General features: G+C 62.4%; 18 protein-coding genes. 6 read left to right on the forward strand and 12 right to left on the reverse strand.

Translation table 11 applies throughout. The features are described 5' to 3' along the window. Positions 1 to 24: 24 nt before the first annotated feature. From ahpC to ACNFBR_RS25240, 6 genes are all read right to left on the reverse strand, one after another. The gene (ahpC, locus tag ACNFBR_RS25215; protein WP_003250537.1) at positions 25 to 588 is read right to left on the reverse strand and encodes an alkyl hydroperoxide reductase subunit C; all 564 of its coding nucleotides are present in this window, start codon (positions 586 to 588) and stop codon (positions 25 to 27) included. Positions 589 to 885: 297 nt separating this feature from the next. Then, on the reverse strand, positions 886 to 2,241 hold the full coding sequence (gene gorA, locus ACNFBR_RS25220) for a glutathione-disulfide reductase (RefSeq protein WP_416737252.1): 1,356 nt from the start codon (positions 2,239 to 2,241) through the stop codon (positions 886 to 888). A gap of 188 nt (positions 2,242 to 2,429) precedes the next feature. Continuing rightward, positions 2,430 to 3,269: a UTP--glucose-1-phosphate uridylyltransferase GalU gene (gene galU, locus ACNFBR_RS25225; protein WP_416737253.1), complete on the reverse strand. Its 840-nt coding sequence runs from the start codon at positions 3,267 to 3,269 to the stop codon at positions 2,430 to 2,432. Positions 3,270 to 3,519: 250 nt separating this feature from the next. Further along, positions 3,520 to 4,434, reverse strand: a complete 915-nt coding sequence (locus ACNFBR_RS25230; protein WP_416737254.1) for a c-type cytochrome — start codon at positions 4,432 to 4,434, stop codon at positions 3,520 to 3,522. Beyond that, a complete protein-coding gene (locus ACNFBR_RS25235; RefSeq protein WP_416737255.1) occupies positions 4,431 to 5,081 on the reverse strand; it encodes a c-type cytochrome in 651 nt (216 codons plus the stop codon). The genes ACNFBR_RS25230 and ACNFBR_RS25235 overlap by 4 nt, the downstream gene beginning before the upstream one ends. 77 nt (positions 5,082 to 5,158) lie before the next feature. Beyond that, positions 5,159 to 5,518: a hypothetical protein gene (locus ACNFBR_RS25240; RefSeq protein WP_416737256.1), complete on the reverse strand. Its 360-nt coding sequence runs from the start codon at positions 5,516 to 5,518 to the stop codon at positions 5,159 to 5,161. A 159-nt stretch (positions 5,519 to 5,677) separates the two neighbouring features. Here ACNFBR_RS25240 and ACNFBR_RS25245 point away from each other — a divergent pair, with 159 nt between their 5' ends. The 3 genes from ACNFBR_RS25245 to ACNFBR_RS25255 are packed head-to-tail and all read left to right on the forward strand — an operon-like array spanning position 5,678 to position 7,297. Beyond that, entirely contained in the window at positions 5,678 to 5,980 is a 303-nt protein-coding gene (locus ACNFBR_RS25245; RefSeq protein ID WP_003250918.1) for a DUF1883 domain-containing protein, read from the forward strand. A gap of 7 nt (positions 5,981 to 5,987) precedes the next feature. Further along, the gene (locus ACNFBR_RS25250) at positions 5,988 to 6,158 is read left to right on the forward strand and encodes a hypothetical protein (RefSeq protein WP_012051910.1); all 171 of its coding nucleotides are present in this window, start codon (positions 5,988 to 5,990) and stop codon (positions 6,156 to 6,158) included. A gap of 53 nt (positions 6,159 to 6,211) precedes the next feature. Further along, positions 6,212 to 7,297, forward strand: a complete 1,086-nt coding sequence (locus tag ACNFBR_RS25255; protein ID WP_416737257.1) for an NAD(P)H-dependent flavin oxidoreductase — start codon at positions 6,212 to 6,214, stop codon at positions 7,295 to 7,297. A 58-nt stretch (positions 7,298 to 7,355) separates the two neighbouring features. Here ACNFBR_RS25255 and greB read toward each other — a convergent pair whose 3' ends face one another. The 4 genes from greB to ACNFBR_RS25275 form a co-directional block, all read right to left on the reverse strand. Next, the gene (gene greB / locus ACNFBR_RS25260) at positions 7,356 to 7,829 is read right to left on the reverse strand and encodes a transcription elongation factor GreB (RefSeq protein WP_416737258.1); all 474 of its coding nucleotides are present in this window, start codon (positions 7,827 to 7,829) and stop codon (positions 7,356 to 7,358) included. A gap of 11 nt (positions 7,830 to 7,840) precedes the next feature. Beyond that, complete coding sequence (locus ACNFBR_RS25265) at positions 7,841 to 8,149, reverse strand: hypothetical protein (RefSeq protein ID WP_416737259.1); 309 nt, start codon at positions 8,147 to 8,149, stop codon at positions 7,841 to 7,843. Positions 8,150 to 8,373: 224 nt separating this feature from the next. Continuing rightward, entirely contained in the window at positions 8,374 to 8,811 is a 438-nt protein-coding gene (locus tag ACNFBR_RS25270) for a DoxX family protein (RefSeq protein ID WP_416737260.1), read from the reverse strand. Positions 8,812 to 8,924: 113 nt separating this feature from the next. Next, positions 8,925 to 10,331 carry a transglycosylase SLT domain-containing protein gene (locus tag ACNFBR_RS25275; protein WP_416737261.1) on the reverse strand — a complete coding sequence of 469 codons (1,407 nt, stop codon included), beginning with the start codon at positions 10,329 to 10,331 and terminating at the stop codon, positions 8,925 to 8,927. A 156-nt stretch (positions 10,332 to 10,487) separates the two neighbouring features. Here ACNFBR_RS25275 and ACNFBR_RS25280 point away from each other — a divergent pair, with 156 nt between their 5' ends. The 3 genes from ACNFBR_RS25280 to ACNFBR_RS25290 all read left to right on the forward strand — a co-directional run bounded on the left by ACNFBR_RS25280 (position 10,488) and on the right by ACNFBR_RS25290 (position 13,426). Then, positions 10,488 to 11,285 (forward strand): TatD family hydrolase, encoded by a 798-nt coding sequence (locus ACNFBR_RS25280; RefSeq protein WP_416737262.1) that lies wholly within the window; start codon positions 10,488 to 10,490, stop codon positions 11,283 to 11,285. A gap of 218 nt (positions 11,286 to 11,503) precedes the next feature. After that, entirely contained in the window at positions 11,504 to 12,982 is a 1,479-nt protein-coding gene (locus tag ACNFBR_RS25285; RefSeq protein WP_416737263.1) for a methyl-accepting chemotaxis protein, read from the forward strand. 75 nt (positions 12,983 to 13,057) lie between these two features. Beyond that, complete coding sequence (locus tag ACNFBR_RS25290; RefSeq protein ID WP_416737264.1) at positions 13,058 to 13,426, forward strand: Mpo1-like protein; 369 nt, start codon at positions 13,058 to 13,060, stop codon at positions 13,424 to 13,426. Positions 13,427 to 13,442: 16 nt separating this feature from the next. Here ACNFBR_RS25290 and ACNFBR_RS25295 read toward each other — a convergent pair whose 3' ends face one another. Beyond that, positions 13,443 to 14,240, reverse strand: coding sequence for an acyl-CoA thioesterase (locus ACNFBR_RS25295; RefSeq protein ID WP_416737265.1), 798 nt, complete (start codon positions 14,238 to 14,240; stop codon positions 13,443 to 13,445). 77 nt (positions 14,241 to 14,317) lie between these two features. Further along, a complete protein-coding gene (locus tag ACNFBR_RS25300; protein ID WP_416737266.1) occupies positions 14,318 to 15,097 on the reverse strand; it encodes a CHAD domain-containing protein in 780 nt (259 codons plus the stop codon). Positions 15,098 to 15,106 lie beyond the last annotated feature (9 nt).

The following is a 15,106-nucleotide window of genomic DNA, read 5'->3' on the forward strand; positions in this document are numbered from 1 at the left end:
ACCGCCCGCGACTGGCTCACAGTCTTAGATCTTGCCCACCAGGTCCAGCGACGGCGCCAGGGTGGCCTCGCCTTCTTTCCACTTGGCCGGGCACACTTCGCCTGGGTGAGCGGCAACGTACTGGGCAGCCTTCACCTTGCGCAGCAGTTCGGCAGCATCGCGGCCTACACCACCGTCGTTCAGTTCGACGATCTTGATCTGGCCTTCAGGGTTGATCACGAAGGTACCGCGATCGGCCAGGCCGGCTTCTTCGATCAGCACGTCGAAGTTGCGCGAGATGACGTGGGTCGGGTCACCGATCAGCGGGTATTCGATCTTGCCGATGGTGTCCGAAGTGTCGTGCCAGGCTTTGTGGGTGAAGTGGGTGTCGGTGGACACACCGTAGATTTCCACGCCCAGCTTCTGGAACTCGGCGTAGTTGTCGGCGAGGTCACCCAGCTCGGTCGGGCAAACGAAGGTGAAGTCGGCCGGGTAGAAGAACACGACAGACCACTTGCCTTTCAGGTCGGCTTCGCTGACTTGAACGAACTCGCCTTTGTGGTAGGCGGTGGCGTTGAACGGTTTGACCTGGCTGTTGATGATTGGCATGAGAGACGCTCCTTCATGGGGTTGGAATCAGTTGATGGATAGAATCCTAACTAATCATCCCGTTGAAGGCTCATTGGCAAAGCTCATGCTTTCGATTGGTTTTGGCTATAACAGGGGTTAATTAATAGAAGGGAATGGGCTGAGCAAAGGATTGCGGGCCTGGGCGCCGTCACATGGATCGGCATTACCCTTGTAGGAGCAGCCTTGTGCTGCGAAGAGGCCGGTATGCCTGGCAGCTGTTTGTCAGGCATACCGGCCTCTTCGCAGCACAAGGCTGCTCCTACAGGCTAGGCGTGATCAGCGGGTGGCGGTGCGCATGGTCACGAACTCTTCGGCTGCCGTCGGGTGCACGCCAATGGTTTCGTCGAACTGCTGCTTGGTCGCACCGGCTTTCAGCGCAATGCCCAGGCCCTGGATGATCTCGCCAGCGTCAGGGCCGACCATGTGGCAGCCCAGCACCTTATCGGTCTCGGCGTCGACCACCAGCTTCATCAGGGTTTTTTCCTGAATGTCGGTCAGGGTCAGCTTCATGGCGCGGAATCGGCTTTCGAACACCTGCACCTTGTGCCCGGCCTCCAGCGCCTGCTCCTCGGTCAAGCCTACGGTACCGATTGGCGGCTGGCTGAACACCGCGGTAGGGATGTTCTGGTAGTCCACCGGGCGGTATTGCTCTGGCTTGAACAAGCGCCGTGCAACCGCCATGCCCTCGGCCAACGCCACCGGCGTCAACTGCACACGACCAATTACGTCGCCAATGGCCAGGATCGACGGCGCGGTGGTCTGGTATTGCTCATCAACCCGAATGTAGCCGCGCGCGTCCAGCTCGACGCCGGTGTTTTCCAGGCCCAGGTTGTCCAGCATCGGGCGCCGGCCAGTGGCATAGAACACGCAGTCGGCGAGCAGCTCACGGCCGTCCTTGAGGGTGGCCTTGAGGCTGCCATCATCAAGCTTGTCGATGCGCTGGATGTCGGCATTGAACTGCAGGTCGAGGCCGCGCTTTTCCAGCTCTTCCTTCAGGTGGGTACGCACCGAGCCATCGAAGCCGCGCAAGAACAGGTCACCACGGTACAGCAGCGTGGTGTCGGCCCCCAGGCCCTGGAAGATGCCAGCGAACTCGACGGCGATGTAGCCACCGCCCACCACCAGCACCCGGCGTGGCAGGTCCTTGAGGTAGAAGGCTTCGTTGGAGGTGATGGCCAGTTCCTTGCCAGGGATGTCCGGCACCTGTGGCCAGCCACCGGTGGCGATGAGGATATGCTCGGCGCTGTAGCGCTGGCCGTCCACTTCCACTTCATTGGCGCCGGTCAGCCGTGCGTGGCCCTGCAGCAGGGTCACCCCGCTGTTGACCAGCAGGTTGCGGTAGATGCCATTGAGGCGTTCGATTTCCCGGTTCTTGTTGGCAATCAGGGTGCCCCAGTCGAAATGCCCCTCTTCCAGGGTCCAGCCGAACCCTGCGGCCTGCTCCAGTTCGTCGGCAACGTGCGCGCCATACACCAGCAGTTTTTTCGGCACGCAGCCAACGTTGACGCAGGTACCGCCCAGGTAGCGGCTTTCAGCCACTGCCACTTTCGCGCCAAAACCGGCAGCAAAGCGCGCCGCGCGCACACCGCCGGACCCGGCGCCAATCACGAACAGATCAAAATCGTAGGCCATGTATTCACTCTCCTAGGCAGGCGCCCAGCATAACGCACTGGGGCCGCTTTGCGACCCTTCGCGGGCCAGCCCGCTCCCACAGGAACTGCGCCACCTTGAAGGCTTGCGCAAGACCTGTAGGAGCGGGCTGGCCCGCGAAGGGCTGCAAAGCAGCCCCAGTGTTCAGCGTGGGTACAAGCAGCGGCTGATCAGTAAGCCTTGCCCGTTTTGTAGAAGTTCTCGAAGCAGAAGTTAGTCGCCTCGATGTAGCCCTCGGCACCACCGCAGTCGAAACGACGGCCTTTGAATTTGTAGGCGATCACATTACCTTCCGCCGCTTGCTTCATCAGTGCGTCGGTGATCTGGATTTCGCCACCTTTGCCCGGCTCGGTCTGCTCGATCTTCTCGAAGATGTCCGGGGTCAGGATGTAACGGCCGATGATCGCCAGGTTCGATGGCGCATCTTCTGGCTTCGGTTTCTCGACCATGGCGTCGACACGGAAGATGCCATCTTTGATCTCTTCACCGGCGATGACGCCGTACTTGTTGGTCTCCTGCGGATCGACTTCCTGGATGGCGACGATCGAGCAGCGGTACTTTTTGTACAAAGCGACCATCTGCGCCAGAACACCTTCGCCGTCGAGGTTGACGCACAGGTCGTCCGCCAGCACCACGGCAAAAGGCTCATCGCCGATCAGCGGGCGGCCGGTGAGGATGGCGTGGCCCAGGCCTTTCATTTCGGTCTGGCGGGTGTAGGCGAACGAGCACTCGTCGAGCAGACGACGGATACCCACCAGGTATTTTTCCTTGTCGGTGCCCTTGATCTGGTTTTCCAGCTCGTAGCTGATGTCGAAGTGGTCTTCCAGGGCGCGCTTGCCGCGACCGGTCACGATGGAAATTTCGCTCAGACCAGCATCCAATGCTTCTTCAACGCCATACTGGATCAGTGGCTTGTTGACCACCGGCAGCATCTCCTTGGGCATGGCTTTGGTAGCAGGCAGGAAGCGAGTGCCGTAGCCGGCTGCCGGGAACAAGCATTTCTTGATCATAAACGTCCTTACAAAAGGCTAGGCCTGTGGAATTCGGCGCAGTCTAATCAGGCGGCAGTCACCTTACAATGCCCCCGATCGCGACCGATGCCATCATAGAGATATCCCAGTGTAGATAGTTCCGGGGGATCGTGAATATTACGGTCATACATGACAGGCGGATGACAGCAAAATCTTGGTGCCTGCGCCGGCCTGTTCGCGGGCTTGCCTGCTCCCACAAGCCCGCGAAGAAGCCGGCGCAGGCACTGCATCAACTACCCGTGCCCTGCCCGATTAGCACCCCATCTACCTTCTGCCCATACAGGTTCACGCCATCGTTGGCATGAAACTTCACCCGCGTTTTCTCGATGGAACCCTCCACCAACCGCGGGTCCTGCGGCCGTTCATGGCGGTTGATCCACGCCGCCACGTCCCAGGCCTGCTGGTCGCTGAGGCTGCCCGGTTTACCCAACGGCATGTTGTACTTGATGAACGACGCAGCGGTGTTGATGCGATGCATGCCGGCGCCCCAGTTGTAGGAGTCCTGGCCCCACAGAGGCGGCATCACATACTCGCCTGCAACCTTTTGCCCTTCACCGTCATCACCATGGCAAATGGCGCACTGTTCGCGGTAAACCTGCTGACCACGCTTGAAGTCATACCCCCCCTTGGGCTGCTCCACCTCGGGGTATCCGCGCCCGGCGATTTCCACGCCAGTCGGCGCCTTGGTCGACAACCAGTACGCATACACCGCCAGCGCCGTCATTTGCGGGCTGTCGGCGGCCGGTGGCTTGCCGTTCATGCTGAACTGGAAGCAGCCCTGGATACGCTCGGCATACGTGTTGACCTTGTCGTTTTTCTTGCGGTAAGCCGGGTACATCGGGTAAGCGCCCCACATCGGCGCGGAATGCGCCAGCCGCCCCTGGTCGAGGTGGCAGTTGCTGCAATTCATGCCATTGCCCACGGCGTCGGGCATCAGCCGGCGGGTGTCGACGAACAAGGCATGGCCTTCGCGCACCATCTTGCCAAACGCATTGTCAGGCAACTCGCTTTCAGCGGGCGGCGCGAACTGCGGCGCCGCCTGCGCACCGGGCACCTTCAACTGCGACTGGTCTTCCATGGCGATCGGTGCTGCCTGGGCGCTACCCAAGGCCAGCAGCAACAAGGCTGAAATCATTGGTTTCATGGCGTGACCTCCTGGCTGGCGGGGCGGGCGAAAAACTCGGCAACAGCCTTGATCTCGTCATCGGTCATGGCTTTGGCCACGCCGACCATCAGCTGATTGGGGTCATTGCTGCGGTTGCCGTCGCGCCAGGCATTGAGCTGTGCCACCAGGTAACTGGCGGGCTGGCCGGCCAAGGGCGGGAAGTGCTCACCGACCCCGCCGCCACCCGGGCCGTGACATTGCACACAGCCAGGAATCTGCCGGCTCCAGTCGCCATACAGGGCCATGCGGGTGGTAGGGTCATTGGCAATCTGCTGGCGGCGCAGGTCGCCAGCGGGGTCTGCCGGCAGGCTGGCCAGGTAGCTGCTGACGGCCTTGATTTCATCTTCGCTCAGGGCCTTGGCCAGCGGCTCCATCACCGGCTGCTTGCGGCTGCCGTTGCGCCAGTCATGCAATTGCTTGCTGAGGTAACCAGCCGGTAGCCCGGCCAAACGTGGGAAGCCGGCAGCGGCAATGCCCTTGCCGTCCGGGCCATGGCAACCGAGGCAGGCCATGGCGGCGGGGTTGGCCCCACCCTGGGTGAAGACCTTCTGGCCCTCGGTGGCATGGGCCACCGGCCAGGCCAGGATCAGCAGGCCGCCGATCACCACGCGTCTCAACGGTGTCATCACGAAGCTCCTTTTCTATTGTTATATGTTTAGGCTTAAAACATATAAGCAAAGCAAGGAACATCCGTTGCCTCAGATCAACTTCCAGAGATGCATTGAGTGGCGGCAGTGCGCACGTCACCCAGGCGCAGCGGGAAGTTGTTCAGCCGCTCGTGCAGCTTGATGCTGCTACCGCTGCCACGCTTGTCGATATCCACCAACGCCGCCGGGCCAGCACCCGAGGTGAGCTTCTGCGGCACGATCAGCCGCAGGCCGTCGCCCCGCTGCTCTTCGGTCAGCGGGTCACGCGTATCAGCCAGCTTCTGCTTGACGCAATCGGCATAGGCGCGCGGGCTCTTGCCAGAGATCACATCCAGCGTTTCACGCGATTGTTCCAGCTCCGTAACGCTCACGCAGCCACCCAGCGTCACCGACAACGCCGCCACCATCCACTTCATTTGCAGCACCTCTGCCATCAAGAATTCGCTTCGACCACAGCCAGGCGGTTTTGCTCCCTGCTTTGGCAGAATTATCTACGCCCGGCGAACAGCGCGGCAGTGTAACGGCACATCGTGGTATCTTTTGCCTTTGCAGATCCAAACCTTGCGGAGCATCACATGAAATTCGTACACCAGCGCGAGCACCTCAACGAGGACGACATCGTCGTCATCGAATGCTCCCAGCGCTGCAATATCCGCCTAATGAACGACGCCAACTTCCGCAGCTTCAAGAACGGCGGCCGTCATACCTACCACGGCGGCCATTTCGAGAAGTTCCCGGCGAAGATCACCGTGCCCAGCACTGGCTTCTGGAACATCACCATCGATACCGTGACCACTCGCCCAATCTCGGTCACCCGCAAGCCAACCCTGACCCACAAGATCAAGATCATCCGTCGTTCGTCGTCGAAACTCAGATAAGGCCACCATGACTCAGACCATCAAGTACGTCATCAAATACAAGCTCGACGGCCAACGCCGCTGGGACTTCGCGCTGATGCCGGATGCCTCGCAAGAGCAAGCTCTCGAGGCCCTGCGCAAAATCCACGGCGAAGACGCCGAGAAAATCAGCGACATCCAGGTCAGCAAGGCCCTGTAAAAGCTGCAGCAAGCCCCCGCCGCGCCGCTCGCCGCCGAAGCAAGGAGAATCGCATGAGCCACTGGCCCGACCGCCGTATCCTCGACCTGCTGGGCATCGAGCTGCCCATTCTTCAGGCGCCCATGGCGGGGGCGACCGGCTCGCCCATGGCCATTGCCGTAGGCCTGGCAGGCGGCCTGGGCGCCCTGCCCTGCGCCATGCTAAGCGGCGAACAGGTACGCGCCGAAATCGCCGCGTTTCGCGCCAGCTGCCCAGGGCGGCCGCTGAACCTGAATTTCTTCTGCCACCAGCCGCCAGCGCCCGATGCCGAGCGCGCTGCGCGCTGGAAGCAGGCACTCGAGCCTTACTACAGCGAAGTGGGTGCCGATTTCTCGGCGCCCACGCCGGTATCCAACCGTGCGCCTTTCGACGAGCAGAGCTGCCAGCTGGTCGAAGCATTGCGCCCGGAGGTGGTGAGTTTCCACTTTGGCCTGCCCCAGGCCGGCTTGCTACAGCGGGTTAAGGCCAGCGGTGCCAAGGTGCTGTCCAGTGCCACTACCGTGGAAGAGGCCGTGTGGCTGGAACGCAACGGTTGCGACGCGATCATCGCCATGGGATATGAAGCCGGTGGCCATCGCGGCATGTTCCTCAGTGACGACATCACCAGCCAGATCGGCACCTTCGCCCTGGTGCCGCAGGTGGCCGATGCGGTCAGCGTGCCGGTGATTGCCGCAGGCGGTGTCAGTGACCACCGTGGGTTGGTGGCCGCGCTCGCCCTGGGTGCCTCGGCGGTGCAGATCGGCACGGCATACCTGTTCTGCCCCGAGGCCAAGGTATCGCCAGCGCATCGCCAGGCGCTGGACAGTGCGCCTGCCAGTGACACGGCGCTGACCAACCTGTTCACCGGCCGCCCGGCACGAGGTATCAACAACCGAATCATGCGCGAGCTGGGGCCGATGAGTGCGCTGGCACCGTGCTTCCCGTTGGCGGGTGGGGCGTTGATGCCATTGCGCGCGATCACCGAGCCGCAGGGTAATAGCGACTTCAGCAACTTGTGGGCGGGGCAAGCGCTGCGCCTGGGGCGGCATATGCCGGCGGGTGAGCTGACCCGGGAACTTGCCACCAAGGCGCTGGCGGCGGTCGCCCATCAGGTGTTTTGATAAGCAGGCTCGGCCTCTTCGCGGCGCACGCGAAGGGGCCGGCACAACCCCCAGCCACTCATTGCCCGTAGGTGATACTGCTCACATACCAGGTCGCCTCGCCGGTAGGCGTGTGCACCACCACCTCATCGCCCTCCTCCTTCTTCAACAAGGCGCGGGCCATGGGTGAGTCGATCGAGATGTAATCGTTGCGCCCGTAGATCTCGTCATAGCCGACAATGCGAAACTTCATGGTCTCACCCTCGTCGTTCTCGATCTCGACCCAGGCGCCGAAAAACACCTTGCCCTCCTGCTGCGGCGAATACGCCACCACCTTCACATCCTCGAGGCGCTTGCGCAGGTATCGCACCCGGCGGTCGATTTCGCGCAGAAGCTTCTTGTTGTACTGGTAGTCGGCGTTCTCGCTGCGGTCACCCAGCGACGCCGCCCATGCGACCTTCTGGGTGATTTCCGGGCGATACACCCGCCACAGGTGGTCCAGTTCTTTCTTCAGCGCCTCATGGCCATGGGTGGTGATGATGTTGGTGCTCAACAACGCGCTCCTCAGCGACGGGTAATCAGGCCCTGGCGCGCGATGCGGGTAAGGTGGCCGATGACTTCGGCGGCCTCGTCCGGCGCTGGCGCCTGGATCACGGCCAGGTCGAAACGGTCATTGCCATACTGCGCAAGGTAGCAACCACTATCGGCGAACTGGATCAGAAAGGCACGCGCCTGGCCCTTGCGCCGGGACAGGCCTTCGAGATGACGCAAAAGGGTGGGCTGATGTCGGCCGCCGAGCAGGATGCGCGGTGTGCGGGACGCCTGGCTGACAGGCAAAGGGCTCAAACAGACACTGGTACGTGGGCAACTCATGGAGCTTCTCTCCGCCTCGCGAATCCCGCTGGGCAGCGGTGGGAGGCGTCACCGAACCAGCGCTTTAGCGGTATTTCGGACGACCCGGAGGTGGGGCTTTCCTGCGCCCCGCAAGTAGCTGTTTAAATCGGCGCAGGCGGTATGCTAGAGCTACAAGCGGCAAGATACAAGCCTCAAACCGATCACTTTCGGCTTGAGGCTCGTATCTTGCCGTTGGCGTCGTATCAGCGGGCGATCAGGCGATCGAGCGAGAAGCGGCCAGCGCCTTCGATCATGACTGCAACAGTGCCTGCCAGCAGCGCCAGAGCAAACTCATAACCGTTGTTGGACATGAACAGGCCGTTGCCGATGTGCACCGAGAAAATCGCCACGACCAGGGTCACGGACAGCGCCAGCGCCGCCGGACGCGCCAGCAGGCCGACCACCAGGGCCAGGCCGCCGAAGAACTCGGCACTACCGGACAGCAGGGCCATCAGGTAACCCGGGGCCAGGCCGATGCTTTCCATCCATTGGCCGGTACCTTCCAGGCCATAGCCACCAAACAGGCCGAAGAGTTTTTGCGCACCATGCGCCATGAAGATGATGCCGACCAGGATGCGGATAACGCTGAGGCCAGCGCCAGCACGGGTGGAGAACAGGGCGTTGAGGGTGGTGTTGTTCATGTCGAAGCGTCCTTGAAGCGAAGAAGTTGTGTTGGGATGGGCGCCATCATAATCAATTAAACAGATATGAAAATCGCAAAAAACCCAACATAACAATCGATTAAATCGATTTATTAACGCTTCGCTACACGCTCCAGCGCGGCCCGCTCACGGTTGAACGCCAGATAGTACTTGTTGACACTGTTGACGAAGTTGACCGGCCCCATGCCCACTTGCTCCATGGCGATGCGCTCGGTCTGGAAAAACCACTGGTTGCCGTTGAGCCCGCGTCGCCGGGCCTCGGCACGCATGGCCTGGACCCGCTCGGGGCCGAGGTTGTAGGCCGCCAGCGCAAAGGCCATGCGTTCACGCTCGTTGATCTTGGGACTGGCAAAGAACTTGCGCCGGATAAGCGCCAGGTAACGGGCACTGGCCTGGACATTGCCATCCACCGTCGCAGTGTTGCTCACCCCCACGCGCAGGGCGGCCGAAGGGGTGATCTGCATCAGGCCATGGGCACCGCCGGTACCCCGTGCAGCCGGGTTGAGCGTCGACTCCTTGAACGCCAGCGCAGCCAGGTTGAGCCAGTCGATCTGTTGCGCCTGGCCATGCTTCTGCAGCACTGCCCGCACTGAAGCCAGGCGTTGGCGGTCCTTGTTGGCCAACGGGTTGTGCACCCGGTACTGGCGGCGGTAGATGCGTTCGAACGCAGCATCCTGGTTGTCTGGCGCGCGGTAACCTTGCAGGAAGTGATCGACCGCGGCCAACAATTGCGGCGCATCACGCCCCACATACCAGCGCATGGCTTGCGGCGCCCCCAGGTGCACCCGGCTGTCCAGGCGCAGGCGCGGCATGACCCGCGCCCAACGCCGGGCAATGGGCTGCTCGACCACGGTCAGGTGGTAGATGCCAGCCTGCACCATCTCCAGCACATCCTCCACCGCCAGCGTCGAGTCGACCCACTCCACCTTGATCGGCGGCCGCTTGCGCAATGCCAATTGTTGGTTGACCTGCTGGATCAGTGGCCCAGCGGCACTGGCGCTGGTCAAAGCCACGGTACGCCCGGAAAGTTGCTCGACCTTGCTGAAGCTTCGCTCACCTTTGCGCCCGACCAGCATCAATGGCACCTGGTCGAGTATCGGCGCACTGCTGCTGACGCCGCGCACCGTGCCGGGGTCGAGCAGCTCGCCCGGTGCAGCCAGGTCACCCTCGCCACGGGCCAAGGCGCCCAGCAACTGCTCCTTGGCTCTTGGGATAAGCTTTAGCTGGATCTGCTGGTCGTCTGCGGTGCGGGCATTGAGGTAGTGCTCCAGGGCACGAAGGCGATAATACTCAATGCCGACTGGCTCACCCTTCACCTCCCCTGAACTGTTGCGGCTCTGGTTGACCAGCACCCGCAACACTTTGCTGGTGCGTATTTGCTGCAGGTCTCGCACCTTGGCGGGCGGTATGTTCTGCTGCGGCCCCGGCGCGCGAGCCTGGGCCGGGCCGGTAAGCGTCAGCCCTAGCGTCAGCAAGAAAACAAGCCAGCATCGCAGCATGCGAAACGTGTCCGTGGTCGGTGGGCGGCATCCATGGGTTGCACCGCCAAGTGATAAATGACGGTAAAAGACCACGGCAACAGCATGAAGTTCTTGGTTTTTTCAGAAAAACGCGGTTTTTGCTATGCTGGCCGCCCCGCGGCACGAGATAGCACCATGCAACTGATCGATATCGGCGTCAACCTGACCAACAGCAGTTTCCACGACCAACAGGCAGCAATTGTCGAACGCGCACTTGAGGCTGGGGTCACGCAAATGGTGCTGACAGGTACCAGCCTGGCGGTCAGCGAGCAGGCGCTGGAACTGTGCCAGCAGTTGGATGCCAGCGGCGCACACCTGTTCGCCACGGCCGGCGTGCACCCTCACGATGCCAAAGCCTGGGAAACTGGAACCGAACGCCAGCTGCGCCTGCTGTTGAGTGAACCGCGCGTGCGCGCCGTGGGCGAATGCGGCCTGGATTTCAACCGCGACTTCTCCCCTCGCCCGCTGCAGGAAAAAGCCCTGGAAGCCCAACTGGCCCTGGCTGCTGAGCTGCGCCTGCCGGTGTTCCTGCACGAGCGAGATGCCAGCGAGCGCTTGCTGGCGATCCTCAAAGACTACCGCGACCACCTGACCGGCGCAGTGGTGCACTGCTTTACCGGTGAGCGCGAGGCGCTGTTCGCCTACCTCGACATGGACCTGCACATCGGCATTACCGGCTGGATCTGCGATGAACGGCGCGGCACCCACCTGCACCCGCTGGTGGGCAACATTGCCCAAGGCCGACTGATGCTGGAAAGCGACGCGCCCTACCTGCTGCCACGCAGCCTGCGGCCCAAGCCGAAAAGCGGCCGTAACGAGCCGGCGTTTCTGCCGGAGGTGTTGCGCGAAGTGGCCTTGCACCGGGGCGAGTCGGCCGAGCAGACGGCGGCGCATACCACGGCGACTGCGCGGGCCTTTTTCCAGCTCCCCTGATTCGACGCGTCCCTGGTAGGAGCAGCCTTGTGCTGCGAAGAGGCCGGTACAGGCGAAGCATGGGTACCGCCTTTTCTGGCCTCTTCGCAGCACAAGGCTGCTCCTACCAGGGGCGGACGCGGGCTGTTGATATGCATCAACATCTTGCTGAGTAGATGCAGGCACAATGATGGCACCTTGCCAATATTGTTTCCGCTCAACTCAGAGAAGACCTGCCCATGGGTGCCTGGCTTAGCAATGTTTCCTTGAAATACAAATTCTGGGCCGTCAACGCGGTTGCCTTCGTGACCACGCTGCTGCTAGTGCTGTACGCCGTGCACCTGGAGCAACGCGCGCGCGCCGAGGCGATACAGGCCCAGGCGGTCGCACAAGCGCAGTTGCTGGCTGCCTGGCCAGCCGGGCAAGCACTGCCGCGTCAGGCCAACGTCATCAGTTGGTCGGCCGGGCAAACGCCAAGCTTCGCCGGTGAGGCCCTCGATGCTCTGCGCAACGCCCAGGGCTGGGTCGAACTACCGAGCGCCTGGATCCTCGGTGAAAACCCGCTGCGCGGCGCACAAGTACTGCGCAATGGCGACCAGCAAGTGGCGGTGCTGGCCCAGTCGCCTAGCCTGCGCCAGGTGTTCTTCGATCGTTTCAGCAACTACGCGGTGTGTGTGTTAATCCTGATGCTGGCCATGCTTGGCGCGTCGCAGCTGCTGATCCGCTTCCTGCTCAGCCAGCTCAACACACTCAAGGACGTGATGCTGCACGTGGAGAAAACCGGCGACCTGGCGGCCCGGGTACCGCTGGCCTGTGGCGATGAGGTCGGCCAGATGGCCGGGGCCTTCAACGCCATGCAGGCAACCTACCACCGCGTGGTAAGCACCGTCGCTCACACAGCTGCACAGCTGGACTCGGGCGCTGCACGCCTGGCCGCCAGCATGAGCGACGTGCGCCACGGCATGCTCGGCCAACAGAGCGAGACCGACCAGGCCGCCACCGCCATCAACGAAATGTCGGCGACGGTGCACCACATTGCCCAGCACGCCGGCGCCACCCGCGATCTGTCACAAACCGCCGACACCTTGGCCGGCAGCGGCAAAGAGGTGGTCAGCCGGGTACAGGACTCGATTGCCGGGCTTTCCAGCGGCGTGCAGCAAACTGCCGAAATGATTCGTCAGCTGGCCGAGGACAGCCAGAAGATCAACGGTGTAGTCAATGTGATTCACAGTATCGCTGAGCAGACCAACCTGCTGGCACTCAACGCCGCCATCGAAGCCGCACGTGCCGGCGACTTGGGCCGCGGCTTTGCCGTGGTGGCCGATGAGGTACGCAACCTGGCCAAACGCGTGCAAACCTCCACTGACGAGATCACCACCATGGTTTCGGCTATGCAGTCGGGCACCCGCGATGCCGTGGAGTTCATGCAGGAAAGCTCTTACAAGGCTGACGACTGCGTGCGCCAGGCACAAGAGGCCGGTGAAGCGCTGGCTGAAATTACCGGCGCCGTGGCGCAGATGCGCGAAAGCAATACGCAGATCGCTGTAGCGGCCGAGCAGCAAAGCCAGGTGGCTGAGGAAATGAACCGCGCCGTGGTGAGCATCCGCGATGTCACCGAACGAACCGTGCAGCAGACGGTGGGCTCGGCGACCACCAGCAGCGAGCTGGCGACCCTGGCTGGCGAACTGAGCAAGGCCATCGGCCAGCTCAAGCTATAGTCACCATAGCCAGCCTCGATTGGCCCCCGCCCGGGGGCCGCACTAAGCTTTGTGCATGTCCGAGAGGAAATGCCCATGAGCAAACGCCTGCCCAACCTGCCCGCCTGGCAATGGCGCGGCTACCACCATAACCACCGCCACCCGGCCAACCTGGTGCTGCACCTGATTGCCGTGCCGTTGTTCATCCTAGGGGCGCTGCTGGTGCTGTCCGGTCTGTTCGGCTTCGACCTGGGCCAGATCGCGGTGGGTGTGATTGCCTTGATCGCAGGCCTGGGCCTGCAACGCCAAGGCCATCGGCTGGAGGCCGAACAGCCCGAACCGTTCGCCAACCGCCAGGATGCCGTGCAACGCCTATTGACCGAGCAGTTCATCACCTTTCCACGCTTCGTGCTGAGCGGGGGCTGGTGGAAAGCCTGGCGAGAGCGGCATAAACACCGCCACTGAGGCAACCGCGCTGCTTCTAGGCGAAAACGGTGACGGTCTGGCGGCTCAGGGCCAGCAGTTCACCCTCTGCCGTCCACAACGCCGCAGCAGCATGCCCATAGCCATCCCGCGCATGCTCGGTTTCCACGCAATACCGGCACCAGTCCAACGTCGACAGCTTCGCCATAGGCTGGATGAATTCGATGGTCCAGGTCAGCGTACTGCCTGCGGCGGGCTGCTTGAGAAATGGCATCAGGCTCGGCGGCCAGGCGTCCACCAACGCCAGCAAGTGTGCCTCGTTGACCTGCTCTTCAGCCACATCCCGCAAACGCACCCAGCCGCCCATCTTGCGCGACTGATTGCCACTGAAGGGCAACCCGCCCACTGCCCAGCGCAAGGCCACATGCCGCATGAACTCCGGGGTTACGCCTTTGATGTAAGGCAATTCGGGCGCTGCGTCGTCAAGTGCCGGCATGTCCATCGCCGGCACTGCTGGCACTTCGACCACCGACGGCCGGCCCGCACCGAAATTGCCTTGCACCAGGGTCACCACCTGACCATCCTGAACGGCGCGGCCCAGCAAGGTGCTGACCGCCTTGCCTTCGCGCAGTACCTCCGCCTCGAAGCGAATGGGCACATCTGCGGCCGCGGGTGCCACAAAGCTGATGGCCAGCGAGCGTACCGGGCGGCTGTCGCAGAGTTTCAGGCGCATGGTTTCATAGACCATGGCCGCCATCAGCCCGCCAAAGGCAGCACGGCCCTGGGCCCAACTGGGCGGGATACTGACGGAATCCGGTTGGGCCCGTACGGCGTCGAGCAATTGGTTGAAATTCATTGGCCGGCTCCTGCCTGCGGCGAAAAAGGTCTGCCCATCCTAGCCAGCAAACCTCAGGCAATCAGCCCGCATTTCGGTCATTTTTCGGGCTGATGCCGCGACAGCGCCTTTTGCAGCGCATCCAGCGTCACATCCGACTGGCGCTCTGCTGCATGCAGCTCCTGCTCCCAATCGACCTTGCAGGGGGCCAGGTCGGCATGGTCACGTGCTTGCAGCAGCCATTGCAGGCGGTCGTGCCAATCGCCCAGGTCACCCTGTGCCTGCTTCAACAAGCGCTGCAGCTTCTTGCCTGCATGGTTGAGCTGTGGATAGGCCTCATCACCATAGCGCGCACGCTTGATCAGCAATCGCAGGCGGTGGCGATCGTGTGCCGGGTCTTGCAGTGCTTCGTTCAAGCTGCGCCACTGCTTGACCAGGCGCTTGTCGATGCGTTTGTCCAGCGACTTGGCCAACCCTTCACGGCCCGCCGCCCGCAGAAACAGCGGAAACGCATCGACAATCGCCAGCACCCTTGCCAGCTGTGGACTGGCGGCGACACTGGCGAAGGTCCTGTCACGCCCGTCCAGGCGCCGCTGCCCCGCTGCGGGATGACCGCGCCCGATCAGTTCGGCCGCCAGCACCTCACGATCACGCAGGGGCGTGGTCAAGGTACCCAGCGAGCTGGCGGCATCTTCCAGTTGCTCCACACCAGGCAGCCCACGTAACGGCCTCAGCAAACTGCGCAGGCGCCGCACGGTGATGCGCAGGTCGTGCAAGGCCTCGCTGTCGGTATTGGCAGCCAGGCGTTCGCGGCAGGCCAGCAGACGCACCTGCAAGGCGAGCATCTGGGCTACGACATGATCGAGCATGGCAGACATACGACGCTC

This window comes from Pseudomonas sp. NY11955 (assembly GCF_048068035.1).
Lineage (GTDB): Bacteria > Pseudomonadota > Gammaproteobacteria > Pseudomonadales > Pseudomonadaceae > Aquipseudomonas.